Raw genomic sequence first — 19002 nt, 5'->3', positions numbered from 1 at the left:
TTTTTAGTTAACAACTCATCTTTTGGAGAATAAAAATGCCATTATTTCATACACCAGATCAGCTAGAACAAAAAATACCAGTTGGAATCAGCGCTTGTTTGTTAGGAGACAATGTCCGTTTTAATGGTGGACACAGTAACTCCGACTATTGCAATAAAGTACTGACCGACTACTTCGAATATCAAAAATTTTGCCCAGAAGTAGCGGCCGGATTTGGCACGCCTCGCCCAACATTGCGTTTAGAAGGTGATCCAAAAGACCCTAGAATGGTCTTCACAAAACAAACAGACAAAAACGTCTCAGATGTTTTTATGGCCAGCTCAAACGCATATCTTGAAAAGCTTTCTCATCTTGATGGCTACATTGTGATGAAAAACTCACCAAGCTGTGGCTTAGAGCGAATTAAGGTGTACCAAGAAAATGGACATCCTCACATGCAAAGAAGTGCTGGCCTTTTCACTAAAGAGTTACAAAAGCGCTACCCTCTTTTGCCAATCGAAGAAGATGGCCGTCTGAATGACCCAAAGTTAAGAGAGAACTTTTTGCTACGAGTATTTACCCACCATGACTTCCGTCACAGTGTCGGTGAATCAACTCAAATGAAAGACCTAATTGCATTCCATAGCCGATACAAATACATGGTGATGGCGCATTCTCAACCAGTATATCGCCAACTTGGTCGTCTACTTTCTGGGAACGATCCAAGACCAGTGAGTGAATTAAGAGGTGCGTACTTTGAAATATTAATGACCACATTGTCTAAACCAGCACAGCGTAAAAATCACTGTAACGTATTAATGCATTTGATTGGTTATCTGAAACATGCTGTCGATGTTTCAGTACGAAAAGACATTATTAATGTGGTCGAGCAGTATCGTCGTGGGGAAGTGAATCTGGCGACACCAATGACGCTACTTCAACATTATTTAAAACATTACGGCAGCGAATACATCAATCAACAAAGCTACTTTGCTCCGTACCCAACGCCATTAGGTATTCGCAACACTATTTAGTAAAACATCGAATAGCAGGACTCAGACATCGAATGAAAATTGAACACCTAGTTTGGCTAAGGAATGATCTCCGTAGCATAGATAATCCAGCGCTTTACCATGCTTCTAAGCAAGGTAAAGTGGCTGTTGTTATTACAATTACACCACAACAATGGAAAGAGCATAACGAATCTGATGCAAAAACAGGCTTGAGAGCAGGTTTGATTCAAACCCTGAATGAGACTTTGACAACGCTTGGCATTCCGTTATATGTCATTCATGCCGAAAAATTTGCACAGCTTCCAGATAAAATAACGCAATTCTGTTTGGAACATGACATCAAGCACCTTTGGTTCAACCATGATTTACCTGTGCATGAGCAACAGAGAGACCAAGCCGTTTTTGAAGCATTAAAAAAGCACAATATTGAGACACATGTTCAATCTGTAGATTTGATTGTTCCTCAAGCTGTATTGAGCCAACAAGGCACACCCTTTAAAGTCTTCACGCCTTTTTTTAAACGTTGGGTTACGCTGCTAGCTCAACAAGACATCACACCATTTCCAGCCCCTGAGCCTCAATCCGAACCGATAGAACCTATCTTACTCGACTTAAATTGGAGCAAACCGTTCAGGGAAGATTTATGGCCAGCAGACCAAGACATTGCCAAACAACGTCTTTGGCAGTTTTGTCATCATAAAGAGCGCCATTATCAAGATGGCAGAGATTATCCGATACAGCCTGCTACCAGTACCATCTCTCCTTATCTCGCATTAGGCGCCTTAGGACCAAGGCAATGTTTAGAAGCTATTTTTTATACTTGTGACCAAGAAGAAAGAGATTGGCAAGACAGCATTTGGTTAAAAGAACTGGCATGGCGAGACTTTTATCGTCAGCTAATGGGACACTTCCCTTTGCTGTCCATGAATCAACCTTTTAAACCAGACACCAACCTATTACGTTGGAGCAACAATCAAGATGAGTTTCACGCATGGTGCGAAGGCAGAACAGGATTCCCTATCGTAGATGCCGCCATGAGACAGCTCAATCAGACAGGTTGGATGCATAATCGCCTTAGAATGATCACAGCAAGCTTTTTTACCAAGTTGCTTTTTGCTGATTGGCGAAAAGGCGAAGCGTATTTTATGAGCAAGCTGATTGACGGTGAATTTTCAGCGAATAATGGCGGCTGGCAATGGAGTGCATCAACTGGATGTGATGCTGTACCTTATTTCCGAGTTTTTAACCCAACAAGGCAATCTGAAACTTACGATAAAACAGGTGACTTCATTAAACGCTTTGTACCAGAACTCGCCGAACTAGACTCAAAATCAATACACAATCCGAGCTCAGAACAAAGAGCCAAATGTCATTACCCAGAACCTATTGTGGATTATAAATCTGCTAGATTGGCTGCTATTGCAGCCTTTGACGAGTTAAAAAACCTTTCATAACCCCCTTTTGGTCTAGGGGAAAAACACGCGATAACAAAGTTTTTCTTCTAGACCTTTCTAATACCGAAAACCCCATCTATACTTTGAACTCTAATAGATTTAAACTTAGCGCGATAAACGCTTTCGAAAAGCAATTTCTACAACACTTTCTGGACCCTCTTATCGTTATGTCTGATTCACAACACCTACATGATGTACTTGTTAACTTACGACGCATTATCCGAGCAACGGATTTGCAATCAAAGCGCGTTGTTAAAGCCTGCGGCCTAACCATTCCACAAATTATGGTGCTGCGCTCTATTGAAGAGCTTGGTGACGTAACTGTAAGACGTATTTCAGACAGCGTTTCATTAAGTCAGGCAACCGTTACAACTATCTTAAATCGCTTGGAAGACAGGAAATTCGTAGAACGTGTCAGAGCACAAAAAGACAAACGCATTGTTAATGCTCGATTAACAAGTTTAGGACAAGACATACTGAAAACAGCACCGCCGTTGCTGCATGAAAAATTCATCGACGAATTTGGATCATTAGACGACTGGGAACAAACCCAAGTCCTATCTTCATTACAACGAGTTGCGGTTATGATGGATGCAGAGTCTCTGGATGCAGCACCTTTGCTCGTTATTAATTCCCCTAATGCATAATCATTACAAAACCTTAAGAAAGACATCACAATAGCCTCATTCATTAGTATGGGAGTCTAAAAAAGAAGATACTTTTTTTAGATTTTCATACTAAAAACGTCACTTTTTTGCCTTATTTTGCAATAAATCCCCCTAAAACCCATTCTTATCTAACTACTTTTTTTATTGATCTATAATGAAAATCCTTGTGAATACTGGGTTTCAAAGAAGCCTTATTCGTTTTTTCGTGATTTGTCAGACGATTAGATTTGATGTATAAATATTAGATCTATAAAGTAATTACAATTAAATCAATCTCTTTACGATACCCAAAGGAACCAAATCATGCATATAAAGACTCTTTCTGCACTGACGGTAATGCTTTCAGCATCTTCGGCTTTTGCAGCAAACAATGAATGTGGCGATCTAACAATTGCTGACATGACTTGGAACTCAGCAACGCTAATCGCAAACATCGACAGCTTTATCCTTAGTGAAGGCTATGACTGTGACGTTGAACTAGTTCCTGGTGATACAAACGCAACAGGTGCTTCAATCATCGAACGAGGCGAGCCTGATATTGCTCCAGAATTATGGTCAAATTCTATGGCCGAAGCATTAAACAAAGGTGCTGCAGACAAACGTATCCGTTTCGCTGGTAAATCATTATCAGATGGTGGTGAAGAAGGTTTTTGGATTCCAAAATACTTAGTGGACGAAAATCCTAAACTTGTTTCTATGGAAGAAATCCTAAAACACCCTGAATTGTTTAAACATCCAGAAGATGATTCATTGGGCGCATTGTACAGCTGCCCAGCAGGCTGGAACTGCCAAATCTCTACTGGCCACTTATACGAAGCATTCAACATGGAAGAGCGTGGCTTTGACCTAATTGATCCAGGTTCATCTGCTGGCCTTTCAGGCTCTATCGCTAAAGCATATGAGCGTAAAGAAGGTTGGTTAGGTTACTACTGGGCGCCTACTGCTGTTTTAGGTAAATATGAAATGGTAAAAGTAGACTTTGGTTCTGGCGTTAACTTGGAACACTTCCAAACTTGTTTAACACAAGAATACTGTGAAGATCCAAAACCAAGCATGTACCCACCTTCCCCTGTTGATACGATCACAACAGAAGCATTAGCAAGCGAAAAGCCAGCTGTATATGAATACTTAACAAAACGTTCATTCACAAACGCAAAAATGAACACTTTGTTGGCTTGGATGGAAGACAACCAAGCTGAAGGTTACATTGCTGCTGAATACTTCTTAGAAAATAATGAAGACATTTGGTCTACTTGGGTTACTAAAGACGCTGCAGAGAAAATAAAAGCCGCTCTTAACTAAAAGTAACTTATATGACAAAGCACTAGAGTCATGAAATAAATGTCGATAGTGCTTTTTTACTTTTCCTAATACACAACAAGGTTCCAATAAAAATGGCCGACAGCTCTTGGTTTACTAGCTTCCCAGAATTAGATAGGAAAGACCTCACCACCGTAAAAAAGACACTAGACGGTGCCTATCGTGAGTTTTCTCGTAATTACGGTGAACTTATTGAAAGCTTTTTTGATCCATTACTCTCATTTTTAGTCTGGTTCGAAAAATTATTATTAGCTTCCCCTTGGTGGTTAACCATAGGTGTGATTTTGGCTGTTGTATACAGCGCAACTCGCTCATGGAAGCTTTGCACTGGCGTACTGGCGTCTTTACTTGCCATTGGTATATTTGGCATGTGGGATGACACCATGCGTACTTTAAGTGTCATTACCGTTTGTACGATACTCTCAATCGTCATTGGTGTGCCTACCGGCATTTTGATGTCACGTTCAAATAGAATGCAGTCCATCATAACGCCCATATTAGACATTATGCAGACCATGCCCGCATTCGTCTACTTAATACCCGTTGTTATGCTATTGGGCATTGGTAAGATCCCAGGTGTTATAGCCGTTATTATTTATGCTGTTCCACCAGTTATTCGCTTAACCAACTTAGGTATTCGTTTAGTCGACAAAGAAATCATGGAAGCAGCAACATCATTCGGGGCCACAAATACCCAGAAATTATTTGGTGTTCAATTACCCCTAGCTATGCCAACCATTATGGCCGGTATCAACCAAACTATCATGATGGCTCTCGCTATGGTGGTTGTAGCCTCTATGATCGGTGTAAAAGGCTTAGGGCAACCTGTTTTAAAATCCATTACCAACCAATACTTTACTTTGGGTTTACTAAACGGATTGGCCATTGTAGCGCTTGCTATTATTTTTGATCGAGTCTCTCAGGCTTATGCTAAACGCTCACAAAAACATCTAGGAAATCGTCATGACTAGCACAAACACAGATAACCAAACGACGAGTCCTCTCATCGAAATAAACGGTTTATACAAAATCTTTGGCCCCAAAGAGCAAAGTATTTTACCTATGCTAGAAACAGGTAAAAACAAAAAAGACATACTAGCAGAAACTGGCCACACAGTAGGTTTACGAGACATTAACCTTGACGTACACCAAGGCGAAATCTTCGTAATCATGGGGCTTTCAGGCTCTGGTAAATCTACGCTTATTCGTCACTTCAACCGCCTTATTGACCCGACTTCCGGTCAAATAAAAGTTGAAGGCGAAGACATTATGAAATTGTCTAAAGAAGAGTTAATCGAATTTAGACGACACAAAATGTCCATGGTTTTCCAAAATTTCGGGCTTTTACCACATAGAACGGTTCTGGAAAATGTTGCTTACGGTTTACAAATTCAAAAAGTTCCGAAAAAAGAACGCTCTGAAAAAGCCGTAAAATGGCTAGCAACTGTCGGCTTGGCGGGTTACGAAGAACAATATCCTGGCCAGCTATCAGGCGGTCAACAACAGCGTGTTGGCTTGGCTCGTGCTCTTTGTACTGATGCCGAAATCCTGCTAATGGACGAAGCTTTCTCGGCGCTTGACCCTTTGATTCGTAGTGAAATGCAAGGTCAATTACTTGAGCTACAAGAAAAGCTGAAGAAAACCATTATTTTCATTACTCACGATTTGGATGAAGCATTACGAATTGGTGACCGAATAGCCATTCTAAACGATGGTGTATTGTCACAAATTGGTACACCAGTGGATATTCTTCTAAACCCTGCAGATGACTACGTTGAAGCTTTTGTTAAAGATGTAAACCGTGCTCGTGCGGTACCAGTCAAAACAATCATGCAGCAGTCGGTGCCGATTATAAAATCAGATAACTTAGCAGAAGCGATCACTAAACTGCCTAAGCAAGGTTACGCGTTTTATCAAACAGAATCTGGGTTCCATGGCATTCTGACTCGCAAGAAATTGGAAGCAGCCATTAAACTACGTCCAGAAGGCCGAATCACGCCTGAAGATATCACCAAGATACCTGTTCTAATGCCTGATATGCTCTTGCAAGAAGCACTGTCTGACTCATTGACATCCGACTACTCTCTACCCGTTCTGGATGAGAATGGTAAATGTGTGGGTGATCTAAGTTCTGAAAGTTTAGCTGAAACACTTGAATACAGCGCTGAGTAATTAACTTAGGCTTTTTTGTTTTCACTCAAAAAAACCGCATTCACTTTTCAACATGAATGCGGTTTTTTTATATCTGCACGACACTTTGGTCAATAAGCTTTATCGACCAAGATAAAAGTCATCGCTTAATTTAAATCTAGAACGTCTTGCATGTCATACATGCCAGCTGCTTTACCTTCAAGCCAGCTTGCTGCGCGCACAGCGCCTTTTGCAAATGTCATACGGCTGCTCGCTTTGTGAGTGATTTCAATGCGCTCACCCTCTGTCGCGAACCACACTGTGTGCTCACCTACAACATCACCAGCACGAATGGTTTCAAAGCCAATCTCTTTTTGTGTGCGAGCTCCTGTTTGGCCTTCACGGCCATACACAGCGCATTCTTTTAAATCTCGACCTAATGCATCTGCAACCACTTCGCCCATACGCAAAGCCGTACCAGAAGGTGAATCAACCTTGTGACGGTGATGCGCTTCAACAATCTCTACATCGTAATCATCGCCTAAGATCTCTGCAGCCGTTGCAAGCAGCTTAAGAGTCAAATTCACACCAACACTCATGTTTGGCGCAAAAACCACAGGAGAATGAGCTGCAGCCTGATTCAAGGATGCTTTTTCTTCATCGTTTAAACCCGTTGTACCAACCACGATGGCTTTTTGATGCTTCACACAAAACGCAGCATTTTCTAGTGTCAGCGCAGGCGTCGTAAAATCAATAAGCACGTCAAAGTCACCAACGCAATCAGCTAAGCTAGCAACAGCCGCAACTCCTAATTTGCCGACACCTGCGATTTCACCTGCATCTGCTCCAACTAAACTGCTACCAGGTCTCAAAATAGCGGCACCTAAAGAAGCACCTTCAGCATCGTTAATGGCTGTAATCAAATACTTACCCATGCGCCCAGACGCACCAATCACTGCTATTCGCATTATCTTGTCTTCCTCAAAAAATTTCGCAAACCATAACAAAAAATGACCTAAATCTCAGCCCTTAAAATTATTAAGATGACTTAGAAGGCATAAAAAAAGGAGCCAAAGCTCCCTTTTACGAAGAATCAATGATTAAAAGATTTCATTAGGCCTTAATTCTTCAATGGTTTCCAAATCAAACTCAATCACACCTTCTTCCGGCAAGTCATCTAAGCTTTGACGTACAGCTGGTCGAGATTGATCATTCTGTTTAATCACAATTTCTACTCGACGGTTAGTCCCTCGATTCCTCACCGTATCATTTGGAACAAGAGGACGAGTATCTGCAAAGCCTGTTACAGCAAAGCGCCCTTGATCTAGCTGACCTGTAGCAAAAAGCTCTTCCGCAACTGAGATAGCACGAGCGGAAGACAGCTGCCAATTCGAACGAAATCGAACACTATCAATCGGTATATTATCTGTGTGCCCTTCGACTGAAATCGTTCCTTGAATCCCAACCAATACATCACGTATTAAGTCGATAACCGGAATGAAATCATAGTTTAATTCCGCCGATCCTGAGTCAAAAGAGCCCTGATCTTTAATTCGAATCGTAATGGTTTCTTCTTGAGTTTCTATCTCGACCGTACCTTTCGAGATTTCTTCTCGTAGCACAGAAGCAATTTGCTGAGCATCTTCTTCTGTTTCTTGAATTTTTTGCTCTCGTTCTATATCTGCTTGAGATTTATTGACATAAGTGACCTCTGAAGGCTGCCCAGAATCTTCCTGCTGATTCAGCTCTGCCGTATCCGGCTTACAAAGTACTTCCAAAGTATGCTCTGGAACAGAGTCTACTTTTTGTCTAACCTCATTAATTGGCGTTGGTTCAGGTCGACCTGGACTAAATTCCAAAGCGATAACAGACGTCCCCATAGGAATCGCATCGGCTTCCACTTCTCTTTGCACACCAAAAGCGTATTTTAATGAACCCGCCAACTGTTTGAACTTGATGACATCCATTTCTGCGAATGACAATAGAAGTACAAAGAAGCACAGCAATAACGACATGAGATCAGCAAAGGTTCCCATGTAAGCAGGTAAACCCTCTATACATTCAGGGCAATCTGATTCTTCTTCATCACTCATTATAGAATCCACTTACAACTAACATGATTTATAACTAACACTATTCGCGTGCAGTTCGCTTCCCTTCCGCCAAATAAGACTTCAATGCATCATCAAGCACACGAGGGTTTTGACCCGATTGAATGGCCAGCAAAGCATCTAATATTAATTTTTGACAGGTTAATTCTTCTTCGGCACGAGCATTGAGTTTGGCTTGAATCGGTAGACACACCATGTTTGCCACCATCGCACCATACAGTGTCGTTAAAAGTGCAATCGCCATGGCAGGTCCAATAGAGCTTGGATCCGATAAGTTGGCTAACATTTGTACCAAACCAACCAAGGTTCCTATCATCCCCATCGCTGGAGCCACATCACCAAAAGCTTTAAAGATTTTGGCGCCGCTACTATGACGGTTGTAGGCTTGGCTCATTTCTTTACTAAGCTGATTTTTAACAACAGAACTATCATGACCATCTACTAACATTTGTATACCAGTAGATAAAAAAGGATGGCTAACTTCTTTTCCCTCTAGAGACAGTAACCCGCCCTTACGAGCTTCATCTGCTAATCCGTAAATTTCATCAATCAATGTGTCCATTGGAACACTTTTGAACATGAAGGCTTTACCTGCAACTTTACCAGCACCAAGAAACTGCCCCAGTGGATATTGCATTAAAGTAACCAAACTTGATCCAACCAATACGATAAGTATTGAGGTGGTATCAATAAACATCCCTGCAGACCCACCCAAAAAAATGGCAGCCCCAACAACTACAAAAGACCCTATAAGTCCTAATAACGTTGCGATATCCACACACGTCTCCCAACAAAAAGCTATAATGCGATCAATATATTAATATGATTCTATACGAAAGAAACACTAACCATGACATCTTCTTGCGTAATTTTTGTAATTTTCATTAACTCTCTCTTAAAAAGTGAGTATCTTTCCATTAGAAAATGTCATTTTATCAAGAGTAACTTCCATGTCTCGAAAAACTAATGTCCGCCATTTTGAAGAAAACCTAAAAGAATTGGACAACATCGTCACTCAACTTGAGTCTAATCAACTTTCTCTTGAAGAGTCTCTAAAAGCCTTTGAAAAAGGTGTTAAACTGAGCCAAGACTGTCAGTCTGTCCTCACCCAAGCAGAACAAAAAGTTCAAATTTTGCTTGAAAAACAAGATGGTGAGCATTTAGAAACATTTGATCCGGAAACCAATTCGTGACTTTAGACGATTTTTCACAATACGCTCGCCATCGAGTAGACAGCTATCTTGTTCAACATCTAAACGAATACAAACCCGCGACGCATTTGCAAGATGCCATGGCGTACAGCCTATTTAATGGCGGCAAACGTGTTCGTCCTATGCTGACGTATGCCGCCGCTTCATTATTTGGCGATGTAAACGACCTGACAGACGCCAGCGCCGCGGCGATTGAATCCATTCACGCTTATTCTTTAATCCATGATGATTTGCCAGCCATGGACGATGACGACTTGCGCAGAGGCAAACCAACCTCTCATATAAAATATGACGAAGCGACCGCCATCCTTGCAGGTGATGCTCTGCAAACCTTTGCTTTTGAGTTATTGAGCCAAGCCAAGCATAAGAACGCTGCTCTACAACTACAGCTCATTCAAGAATTAACGCACTCTTCTGGACGTCATGGCATGGTGACAGGCCAAATGATCGACCTTGCAAGTGTTGGGAAAAATATTGATGTTCAGGCTTTAGAAGAAATGCATCAACATAAAACAGGCGCTCTCATTCGTGCAAGCGTCCGTATGGGAGCCATCAGCACAGGAGCGACAACGCCAGCAGACTTTGCCGCATTAGACACGTACGCCAATGCAATTGGCCTCGCTTTTCAGGTTCAAGATGACATCATAGACATCACCAGCGACACCTCCACATTGGGCAAAACACAGTTTTCTGACGAAGATGCCAACAAACCCACTTACCCTAAATTACTCGGTTTACAGGGCGCTCAAGAACTGGCGAAGAGCTTACATGATCAAGCCGTCACCTCGATTTCACCTTTTGGTGACGCGGCACAGCCGTTAATTGAATTGGCAAACTATATTATTGGGCGCAACCACTGATATACTTACCCGCTTTTTAACAACCGCGTTTTTAAATTAACAGAGTGTGACCTAACCTGTGCCAATGTTTGAAGAAATACCAACAACACGACCTGACACGCCTTTACTGGACCAAGCCAATATTCCGGCTGATCTGCGTGCTTTGAGTAAAGAGCAACTGCCACAGCTTGTGCGTGAACTAAGAGAATTCATGCTATACAGCGTCGGACAAACTGGTGGTCACTTTGGTGCAGGCCTTGGTGTGGTTGAACTTACTGTCGCACTACATTATCTGTATAACACACCAGAAGACCGCATTGTTTGGGATGTAGGCCATCAAGCTTACCCACATAAAATCCTCACAGGTCGTCGTGAAGCACTTCTTAATATCCGCCAAGAAAATGGTATCTCTGGCTTCCCAAAACGAGATGAAAGTGAATACGATACCTTTGGTGTAGGCCACTCAAGTACATCTATTGGAGCCGCGTTAGGCATGTCGCTCGCTGCTCGACAACTTAAAACTGGTCGTAAAGCAGTTGCCGTGATTGGTGATGGTGCTATGTCTGCCGGCATGGCATTCGAAGCACTTAATCACGCTGGCGATGCAAAAGCTGACATGCTCGTTATCTTAAACGATAACGAAATGTCCATATCCAAACCTGTTGGTGCGCTTTCTAGCTATTTTGCTCGTATCTGGGCCAGCAAAACTTATGACCATATTCGCAAAAGCGGTCAGAAAGTTTTTTCCGGTTTGCCTTCTGCTTTGGAGCTGGCTCGAAAAGCTGAAGAACATATGAAAGGCATGGTGTCGCCGGGCATGATGTTTGAAGAATTGGGCTTCAACTACATTGGCCCAATCGACGGTCACGACTTGGATCATTTGTTAACTACCATCGCCAATCTAAAAGATCGATCCGGCCCACAATTTCTTCACGTTATCACAAAGAAAGGCAAAGGCTTTGAACCCGCTGAAGGCGACCCTATTGGCTATCACGCCATCAATAAAATCGAACCTGACCCAAAACCAAGCCAAGAAAAAAGCAGCTTACCTAAATATTGCAATGTGTTTGGACAATGGGTTTGCGATGCCGCTGAGCATGACAACAAATTGGTTGCCATTACGCCAGCGATGAAAGAAGGCTCCGATTTAATTGCTTTCGCTGACCGCTTTCCAGACCGATACTTTGATGTTGCCATTGCGGAACAACACGCAGTGACCTTGGCTGCTGGTATGGCGTGCGATGGATTAAAACCCGTCGTGGCAATTTACTCTACCTTCTTACAACGGGCTTATGACCAGTTGATTCATGATGTGGCTTTACAAAACCTTGATGTGTTGTTTGCCATTGATCGTGCTGGCTTAGTAGGAGAAGACGGACCGACCCATGCTGGCGTCTATGATTTGAGCTATTTACGCTGCATTCCTAACATGATTGTTATGGCGCCATCAGACGAAGATGAATGTCGAAAAATGCTGCAAACAGGCTATCAATATGAAGGACCTGCAGCGGTGCGTTATCCGCGTGGAACGGGGCAGGGAATCAAGCTCGAAGACAATCTAGAAACCATCCATATTGGCCAATCGCGCACATTACATACAGGTCAATCTGGTATTGTTATCTGTAGCTTTGGTCGCCCTACTTATGACGCCCTAGAAGCAGCAAAAAATCTAGACGCTACATTAATAGACATGCGTTTTGTGAAGCCGATTGATGAGCAAGCCCTGTTAGCTCAACGAGACGCAAAACTTATCGTAACGATTGAAGAAAACGCCATTATGGGCGGTGCGGGCTCTGCTGTCAGCGAGTTTTTACAAGCAAACAATATTAATGTACCGGTTCTTCATCTAGGTTTACCTGACCAATACGAAGAACATGCTAGCCATAGCGCCATGCTAAAACGCGTTGGCTTGGATGCCTCTGGCATAGAAGCATCTATTCGACAAAAGCTCACCAAATAAAGCCTTTTCAAGAGACCAAACTAGACACACAAGTTTCTATTTTGGTCTCTTTCTTAAATTACCTTAATGTTTTTTCTGCTTCCTCTATCACCATTTTTACGCGATTCGGAATACGCTTCTGACTGTGGGTGCATAAGTACAAGGTTTCACTTACTGGCTCAGCCAATCGATGAACTTTAATATTATTCGGTTTATTAAAAGCGCCAACAGCATGACGAGGTAATACTGTAAAACCGAGTCCCATCGCCACAGGTTCAAGAATCAAACTAATTTGGTTGGAAAAACCTGTTCTTTTAAACGCCTTCCCTTCTTCAAATTCCGGATAATTGGCGCCAATCAACAGCCTGACATGGTAATCCCCGTCAGGGTGGTCAATAAAGCCAAGCTGCTGTAACTCGTTCCAGCTTGCATCATGAGTGGTATGCGGCGTTACCAGAAGCAATTCCTCTTGCCCTATTGGTTTTATATGCACATCTTTAAGACTCGATAAACGCGTCATGAAACCCAGATCAACCTTATGTTCTGCCACCAACTTCTCTATTTCTTGGTTGGGCGCAAAGCGATAATGAATAATCAATTTAGGATGACGCTGCTGCAACAAAAGCAACTGCTGATAGAGCTTTAATCCAACACTGCCTGGCGAAGCGACTCTAACGACACCTTCAAATTTAGGGTCTTCTCCTAAACCTTTTTCAAGCTCAGATAACCCTTTAAGCAGCTCTCTTCCTTCTTGGTAAAGCCGATCTCCTGCATCCGTCAGCATAAATTGCTTACCTTGGCGCAATAACAAAGATGTCCCTATTTGCTCTTCTAATTTTCGCACCTGCTGACTCACACCAGATTGCGTCATATTTAATTTTTCTGCCGTCCGAGTGAAATGACCAACTTCAACCAAGGTACAAAAAGTGCGTAGCCAAAAGGGATTAATCATTACAAAAAATACTCATATCTATTTTAAATGATAATTTAACTTAATCACCTCTCCTTTGTAAACTAGCCACATCTTTAAAAGAGGAGTGAATTATGAGCAATGTTTATCCACGCAATTTTTCCCATATTGGGATTTCAGTACCAGACCTAGAAGCCGCTGTTAAATTCTATACAGAAGTTATGGGGTGGTATCTCATCATGAAGCCAACAGAAATAACGGAAGACAAAAGTGCCATTGGTGAAATGTGTACAGACGTATTCGGTGCTGGTTGGGAAAAATTCCGTATTGCCCACCTGTCAACAGGTGACAGAATTGGTGTTGAGATTTTTGAATTTAAAGGCCAAGAAAACCCAGAAAACAATTTTGAATATTGGAAAACAGGTATCTTCCACTTTTGCGTACAAGACCCAAATGTTGAAGAGTTAGCTGACAAGATTGTTGCTGCTGGCGGTAAAAAACGCATGCCTGAGCCTCGCTACTACTACCCTGGCGAAAAACCTTATCGCATGATCTACATGGAAGACCCATTCGGTAATATTCTGGAAATTTATAGCCACAGCTATGAATTGATATACAGTGACGGTGCTTACTAAAAGCCAATAAATATAAAGCTCTATCATGTCTGATAGAGCTTTATATTTTGCATTCGATAGCGAGATTTAAACTATTTATTAAATAAGCTGATAAAGGTTCGAATTCTCTCAGCATTCACACCGCGGTCACTACGGCCAATTCGCGATACGCTGCGAATATCTACACGGCTTTGCCCTTCTACAGACGATACAACCACTACAACATCATCGACAAACTGATAAACCGACGTTTTAGCACTGGCTTCAAAACGCAATGCATTTTGATCTTCAGCAACCATTTCCCACCCCATTTCCTTTGCTACTCTTAGGGCTTCTTGGAAAGCCGCTTGAGCTGATTTCTCAGAAAAGATCGGAGCAATATCAGGATAGGCTTGTTGTTGGAAAGCAGCGACTTCTGGGCCACCATAAACCAAAGTATTTCTTGCGCCTTCACGAGACTCATCAAGTACTTGAAAAAGCGGAGGATTAGTCGTGTCTGTCGTAATGTCATGAATCGGCGGAACACGCACTGGTGGGTTTATTTTTCCGTAGATTGTCGGTGCTAATAATGCAATACCAACAACAGCAGTGAAAAGCGACTTGCCTAGGCCACAACGGCTTTTCACAACCAAATAATAAATAATACCAAGAATGCCCAGCCCCAAAACAGCATAAGCAATAGGATTCATATAGTTACGCACCAACCCAAAACCAACAATTGGCTGCCACAAACCCAATTTAGCACCGAACATCATCACACCGATAACTAGAACAGCGATGATAGCGAGAGCCACTAAAACCGAGCCTATAATAGAAGAGCTAGAAGTTTTCATTCATATTCCTTTCCGTCATATACAATCTATAAAGAGTCAGAGCATACTGAATCCATTAAATTGAAAGCATTATAATTTACCTTCTTTTACTGACTCTCTAAGCACACCTAAAATTCAGGCAAGTACACCAAAGCACTTTTCGTATAAAACCCAGCTAGATAAAATAAAGGTTGTCATTGCCACAAGGCCGTTTTTCCAAGTGTCGAATTGAATACGAGCGTAGGCGATTCCTGCCGAGGTAATACATAACGCCAACACACCAAGTATCCCCAAATAATTAGGAAACCATAAAGTAGCAGCGCCAAATAGCTCTAACATTCCTACAGTCAATAATGCCCCTTGATTCAGGCCACAGGTTTTAAAGAAAGATAAATGCGCATGAAACCGACTTTGAGGTAAACCAACTATCTTTACGCAACTAGAAAACAAGAAAAATATCGTCAGTTCTAACGACACCATAAAAATAATGAATGAAACCATCTTCAACCTCTAAAACCGTCTAAAAATTTTGCATCAAAATATCAAAGCCATTGAGTATACAAGATACTTAACGCTTTGCTACCGCTTGACTTCTATTCAGCAACCAAAATAGCTAAACCTTAAATTAAACAAAGAGATAACTTTCTTATTGGCTCTCTTTCCCCTATAAATAATCACTCTGATATAATTTATTAAAAATGAGCCCTGAAAAATTTATCTTCTAATTTGAGTACAACAATCGATGCAAAAGCACACTCATCCATCATTACTCACATTGCCAGTCATCAGCTTTCTCTCTTTGTTTCTCGCTGGCTGCCAATCCCTTTTATCCTTCGATTCAGTTGACTCCGTAGAACAGCTTTCCACTCAAATCAAAAGTGCAAACAGCATAGAAGATGTAAAAGCCATCGCAGAACAAGCGAAAGTCACACACAATCTTATCCGCTCAGATATCAAAGCCATTAAAGCCTTATATGAAAACCTTGACCAAGAAGTGAATCAGAGATGGGGCTCAAACAACAGTGCTCTGCCAGACAAAAAAACCTATGTAAAATACGTGAACGACTACCAAGCAAGAACCGTAGTGGACTTTGACCAAGGCTCAGTGCGAGTTGAAAGCATTGCTTCAAGTAATCCGCTAGCGTCATTAAAAGAAGCCATAACCACGACACTATTAACAACAGCAGATCCAACCAAAACAGACATTTTTTCCAGCTCTGCACCCAATACTGAAGGTGTTCCATTCTTATACCCTCAAGTCATTGATCACGATGGAAAAGTCGTTCAATACGCATGGCGAGCGGGACGTTATGCAGACTATTTAATTAACAATAAACTGCTAAAGAGCCAAGAAAATGGCAAAACCGTCTACGCTGTTGAATTTAATCTTGTGGAACAGCATCAACACCTTCGCCAAGAAAAATACAGCGAATATGTCATCGCCGCTGCAAACCGCTACAACCTAGATCCAGCGCTTATTTATGGCATTATTGAAACAGAAAGCTCTTTTAACCCTTATGCTGTCAGTCCTGCAAATGCTTACGGATTAATGCAAGTCGTGCCAGCCACAGCAGGTAAAGACGTTTACAACCTAGTAAAACAGCGCTCTGACGAACCAACCAAAGAAACCTTATTTCAACCAGAAAACAACATCGATATTGGCAGTGCTTATTTGTACATTTTGCAAACTCGATACCTTGTAAAAGTGACAAACAAACTCAGCCAGGAATACTCAATGATCTCCGCTTATAACGGCGGAACAGGAAATGTATTGAAGACTTTTGACAGCGACAGAACGGTTGCAATGGAAAAGCTTAATCAAAACTCAGCAAGCAGTGTTTATCAAAAATTAAGATACGATCACCCACGCTCCGAGTCTCAGTATTACTTAGAAAAAGTCACCAAGGCCAAGAAAAACTACCAGTAGAAAACGCATTTTATTTTAAATAAGGCAGGCTGAATCCGATCGACTATTGTTATAGAATATTAGTAATACAAATAAAAAAATAAAAGCCATGGAGTTACTATGTCATTATCCGTTATTCAACGAATTCTGTGCGGTTTCAGCGTCTTATTACTCTTACTCTTTTTAATTGCCGCTTCAGGCTTTTGGGGAGTCAGCAAAATAGAAAGTAGACTGGATATCGTGACAGGAAAGGTTTCTGATATTACTTCTACAAGCCACGCCCTCAAAGACGATTTGAGTTTAGCGAATTCCGCTGTCCTGCAATATCTACTGAGCAAATCCCCAGACTCATTAGAAGGCTTATCTCAACGCTTTCAAACGCAAAAAAGTGAATACACTGAGGTTTCTGCAAGACTAGAAAGTCAGCTGGAAAACCTTGATGTCATGCGCAGCGCTCTAAGCAACATCAATAATGAAGCCAACCATTTTTTCACATACACAGATATGGCATTTTCTAATTATAAAAAAATGCTGGATACTCAACTCCTAGTAAAAGAAGAAAAAGGCTACCTTAAAAGCTCTCTTCTCTTTACCTTGGAAGATTTAAGCTTCATGCAAGAAGAGGAAGATTTTGAAATTCGCTCTTCCGCTTCCTTCTTACAAAACAGCATACAAAATATAGAAACCTCTGTTGTTAACTACTTTGAGTCACAAGACCTACAAGATATGCAATCTCTGCGTGACAGCATGTCTTCCACTTTTGAAGCATTAAAAGATAAACAAGCCATCCTCAATAGCGACAATATCGATAGCCTAATTGAAGAGCTGGAATTTGCCATCTTGTCTGACGAAGGCGTAATAGCAAAACATTATGAAAGTGTGAGCCTAGAACAAGAGTCCGAGGTTCTAGCGAAAAACCTATCCGCCAGCATGGACAAAATAAACACAGAAGTAGAGCAACTGCTTTCTGAAACAGAGCACATGGGAGAAAGCGCAAAGGCAGAAGCCAGCACAGCGGCGTCTTTGTCCATCCTCATTATCGGCATTGTATTGATCATCTCTATTGCCATAGCAGTTCTTGTCACTTTATGGGTAAGTCGTAGTATCAAAAATCCATTGAAAGAGGTCATGACCGTATTAGGAAAAATTTCCGACGGTGATTTCACTCAAAGAAGCCAAGTAAACACACAAGATGAATTTGGCGAACTTTCTCGCTGGGTAAACGAACTTGTCTCAAAGCTGCAATCTGTTATGAAAGATATTGATCAATCTTCCAATAAAGTGGCAGATTCCGCAGCGAATAATGTTCGTCTCGCGAGCGATTCTAAACGTCTCATGAGCGCACAAAACCAGCGTACAACAGAAGTCGCCTCTTCCATGAATGAGATGACATCCACCGTGGAACAGGTAGCCAAAAGCTCTGAAACCATTCTTCACCAAATTCAATCCGTTGACCAAGGCGCAACAAAAAGCCGCGCTCAAATGGATGCGAATATACAAAAGAATGAGCAATTACTCGCAAGAATCGAAGAATCAACTGTCGTTGTGAATCAGCTGGATGAATACTCAAAAGATATCGGCAACATTTTGGATGTGATTGAACAAATCGCAGAACAAACAAACCTACTAGCGCTCAACGCTGCCATTGAAGCCGCACGTGCAGGCGAGCAAGGCCGAGGGTTTGCCGTTGTCGCCGACGAAGTTCGTACGCTTGCTACTCGGACTCAAAGCTCAACAGAAGAAATCCAACGAGTCATCACCCAACTTCAAGAAGGTGTCACCAAGACAGTCAGCAGCATGAACGAAAGTCACACCAGCGCCAATGCCAGTGTGGAAGAAGCACGCCTTGTAGGCACAGCCTTAACTGAGCTACAGCGCAACATGACAGAAATCCGAGACCTAAGTACTCAAATTGCCACAGCAGCAGAAGAACAATCCGCCGTAGCACAGGAAATCAGGCAGAACATTCAAGACATCTCTGAAATGTCTGAACAAGCCGCAACAGGATCGGATCAAAGTGAAAAAGACAGTGAAGGCTTATCAAAACTCGCCACTCACCAAAAAGACCTTCTAAGCCAATTCAAAATCGTCTAACG

18 protein-coding genes are annotated in these 19002 nt (G+C 41.9%); 12 read left to right on the top strand and 6 right to left on the bottom strand.

What is annotated here, in order from left to right; all coding sequences use genetic code 11:
* Positions 1-35: 35 nt before the first annotated feature.
* From AC0L46_RS12525 to AC0L46_RS12500, 6 genes are all read left to right on the top strand, one after another.
* A complete protein-coding gene (locus tag AC0L46_RS12525; protein WP_473504012.1) occupies positions 36-1013 on the top strand; it encodes a YbgA family protein in 978 nt (325 codons plus the stop codon).
* 32 nt (positions 1014-1045) lie between these two features.
* Positions 1046-2446 (top strand): deoxyribodipyrimidine photo-lyase, encoded by a 1401-nt coding sequence (gene phrB / locus AC0L46_RS12520; RefSeq protein ID WP_473504010.1) that lies wholly within the window; start codon positions 1046-1048, stop codon positions 2444-2446.
* Between the two features lie 167 nt (positions 2447-2613).
* Positions 2614-3093 carry a MarR family winged helix-turn-helix transcriptional regulator gene (locus AC0L46_RS12515; protein WP_414680417.1) on the top strand — a complete coding sequence of 160 codons (480 nt, stop codon included), beginning with the start codon at positions 2614-2616 and terminating at the stop codon, positions 3091-3093.
* 324 nt (positions 3094-3417) lie between these two features.
* A complete protein-coding gene (locus tag AC0L46_RS12510; RefSeq protein WP_414680418.1) occupies positions 3418-4416 on the top strand; it encodes an ABC transporter substrate-binding protein in 999 nt (332 codons plus the stop codon).
* Between the two features lie 92 nt (positions 4417-4508).
* Positions 4509-5405, top strand: coding sequence for an ABC transporter permease (locus AC0L46_RS12505; RefSeq protein WP_414680419.1), 897 nt, complete (start codon positions 4509-4511; stop codon positions 5403-5405).
* Positions 5398-6606 (top strand): quaternary amine ABC transporter ATP-binding protein, encoded by a 1209-nt coding sequence (locus AC0L46_RS12500; protein ID WP_473504007.1) that lies wholly within the window; start codon positions 5398-5400, stop codon positions 6604-6606. Before AC0L46_RS12505 ends, AC0L46_RS12500 begins: the two co-directional genes overlap by 8 nt.
* Positions 6607-6731: 125 nt before the next feature.
* On the opposite strand, the gene dapB is transcribed toward AC0L46_RS12500, so the two are convergent.
* The 3 genes from dapB to pomA form a co-directional block, all read right to left on the bottom strand.
* Positions 6732-7532, bottom strand: coding sequence for a 4-hydroxy-tetrahydrodipicolinate reductase (gene dapB / locus AC0L46_RS12495; protein WP_473504005.1), 801 nt, complete (start codon positions 7530-7532; stop codon positions 6732-6734).
* 132 nt (positions 7533-7664) lie between these two features.
* Positions 7665-8657, bottom strand: a complete 993-nt coding sequence (locus AC0L46_RS12490) for a flagellar motor protein MotB (protein WP_414680422.1) — start codon at positions 8655-8657, stop codon at positions 7665-7667.
* A 40-nt stretch (positions 8658-8697) separates the two neighbouring features.
* Positions 8698-9453 carry a flagellar motor protein PomA gene (gene pomA / locus AC0L46_RS12485; protein ID WP_414680423.1) on the bottom strand — a complete coding sequence of 252 codons (756 nt, stop codon included), beginning with the start codon at positions 9451-9453 and terminating at the stop codon, positions 8698-8700.
* Between the two features lie 172 nt (positions 9454-9625).
* On the opposite strand from pomA, the gene AC0L46_RS12480 reads away from it, so the two are divergent.
* From AC0L46_RS12480 to dxs, 3 genes are all read left to right on the top strand, one after another.
* On the top strand, positions 9626-9868 hold the full coding sequence (locus tag AC0L46_RS12480) for an exodeoxyribonuclease VII small subunit (protein ID WP_317003100.1): 243 nt from the start codon (positions 9626-9628) through the stop codon (positions 9866-9868).
* Positions 9865-10746, top strand: a complete 882-nt coding sequence (locus AC0L46_RS12475; protein ID WP_473504002.1) for a polyprenyl synthetase family protein — start codon at positions 9865-9867, stop codon at positions 10744-10746. The genes AC0L46_RS12480 and AC0L46_RS12475 overlap by 4 nt, the downstream gene beginning before the upstream one ends.
* 64 nt (positions 10747-10810) lie before the next feature.
* Positions 10811-12685, top strand: coding sequence for a 1-deoxy-D-xylulose-5-phosphate synthase (dxs, locus tag AC0L46_RS12470; RefSeq protein WP_473507142.1), 1875 nt, complete (start codon positions 10811-10813; stop codon positions 12683-12685).
* Positions 12686-12743: 58 nt separating this feature from the next.
* Here the strand turns inward: dxs and AC0L46_RS12465 are convergent, their stop codons facing one another.
* Positions 12744-13616: a LysR family transcriptional regulator gene (locus AC0L46_RS12465; protein WP_473504000.1), complete on the bottom strand. Its 873-nt coding sequence runs from the start codon at positions 13614-13616 to the stop codon at positions 12744-12746.
* Positions 13617-13708: 92 nt separating this feature from the next.
* Here AC0L46_RS12465 and AC0L46_RS12460 point away from each other — a divergent pair, with 92 nt between their 5' ends.
* The gene (locus tag AC0L46_RS12460; protein WP_317003097.1) at positions 13709-14209 is read left to right on the top strand and encodes a lactoylglutathione lyase family protein; all 501 of its coding nucleotides are present in this window, start codon (positions 13709-13711) and stop codon (positions 14207-14209) included.
* A 71-nt stretch (positions 14210-14280) separates the two neighbouring features.
* Here the strand turns inward: AC0L46_RS12460 and AC0L46_RS12455 are convergent, their stop codons facing one another.
* Both AC0L46_RS12455 and AC0L46_RS12450 read right to left on the bottom strand, forming a co-directional pair.
* Positions 14281-15021, bottom strand: a complete 741-nt coding sequence (locus tag AC0L46_RS12455; protein ID WP_473503998.1) for a DUF1499 domain-containing protein — start codon at positions 15019-15021, stop codon at positions 14281-14283.
* A gap of 114 nt (positions 15022-15135) precedes the next feature.
* A complete protein-coding gene (locus tag AC0L46_RS12450) occupies positions 15136-15501 on the bottom strand; it encodes a DoxX family protein (RefSeq protein WP_317003095.1) in 366 nt (121 codons plus the stop codon).
* A gap of 241 nt (positions 15502-15742) precedes the next feature.
* Here AC0L46_RS12450 and AC0L46_RS12445 point away from each other — a divergent pair, with 241 nt between their 5' ends.
* Both AC0L46_RS12445 and AC0L46_RS12440 read left to right on the top strand, forming a co-directional pair.
* Positions 15743-16927: a murein transglycosylase domain-containing protein gene (locus AC0L46_RS12445; protein ID WP_473503996.1), complete on the top strand. Its 1185-nt coding sequence runs from the start codon at positions 15743-15745 to the stop codon at positions 16925-16927.
* Between the two features lie 99 nt (positions 16928-17026).
* The gene (locus AC0L46_RS12440; protein ID WP_473503994.1) at positions 17027-19000 is read left to right on the top strand and encodes a methyl-accepting chemotaxis protein; all 1974 of its coding nucleotides are present in this window, start codon (positions 17027-17029) and stop codon (positions 18998-19000) included.
* Positions 19001-19002 lie beyond the last annotated feature (2 nt).

The sequence above is a fragment of the Marinomonas sp. 15G6-16 genome (genome assembly GCF_055809555.1).
Note: the sequence above shows the minus strand (reverse complement) of the source record. Positions and strands in the feature narration are given on the sequence as shown.

Bases quoted from the DNA above. Each gene is read 5' to 3' on its own strand.
- AC0L46_RS12525 (WP_473504012.1), top strand. From the start codon at position 36: ATGCCATTATTTCATACACCAGATCAGCTAGAACAAAAAATACCAGTT.
- phrB (WP_473504010.1), top strand. From the start codon at position 1,046: ATGAAAATTGAACACCTAGTTTGGCTAAGGAATGATCTCCGTAGCATA.
- AC0L46_RS12515 (WP_414680417.1), top strand. From the start codon at position 2,614: ATGTCTGATTCACAACACCTACATGATGTACTTGTTAACTTACGACGC.
- AC0L46_RS12510 (WP_414680418.1), top strand. From the start codon at position 3,418: ATGCATATAAAGACTCTTTCTGCACTGACGGTAATGCTTTCAGCATCT.
- AC0L46_RS12505 (WP_414680419.1), top strand. From the start codon at position 4,509: ATGGCCGACAGCTCTTGGTTTACTAGCTTCCCAGAATTAGATAGGAAA.
- AC0L46_RS12500 (WP_473504007.1), top strand. From the start codon at position 5,398: ATGACTAGCACAAACACAGATAACCAAACGACGAGTCCTCTCATCGAA.
- dapB (WP_473504005.1), bottom strand. From the start codon at position 7,532: ATGCGAATAGCAGTGATTGGTGCGTCTGGGCGCATGGGTAAGTATTTG.
- AC0L46_RS12490 (WP_414680422.1), bottom strand. From the start codon at position 8,657: ATGAGTGATGAAGAAGAATCAGATTGCCCTGAATGTATAGAGGGTTTA.
- AC0L46_RS12480 (WP_317003100.1), top strand. From the start codon at position 9,626: ATGTCTCGAAAAACTAATGTCCGCCATTTTGAAGAAAACCTAAAAGAA.
- dxs (WP_473507142.1), top strand. From the start codon at position 10,811: ATGTTTGAAGAAATACCAACAACACGACCTGACACGCCTTTACTGGAC.
- AC0L46_RS12465 (WP_473504000.1), bottom strand. From the start codon at position 13,616: ATGATTAATCCCTTTTGGCTACGCACTTTTTGTACCTTGGTTGAAGTT.
- AC0L46_RS12460 (WP_317003097.1), top strand. From the start codon at position 13,709: ATGAGCAATGTTTATCCACGCAATTTTTCCCATATTGGGATTTCAGTA.
- AC0L46_RS12455 (WP_473503998.1), bottom strand. From the start codon at position 15,021: ATGAAAACTTCTAGCTCTTCTATTATAGGCTCGGTTTTAGTGGCTCTC.
- AC0L46_RS12450 (WP_317003095.1), bottom strand. From the start codon at position 15,501: ATGGTTTCATTCATTATTTTTATGGTGTCGTTAGAACTGACGATATTT.
- AC0L46_RS12445 (WP_473503996.1), top strand. From the start codon at position 15,743: ATGCAAAAGCACACTCATCCATCATTACTCACATTGCCAGTCATCAGC.
- AC0L46_RS12440 (WP_473503994.1), top strand. From the start codon at position 17,027: ATGTCATTATCCGTTATTCAACGAATTCTGTGCGGTTTCAGCGTCTTA.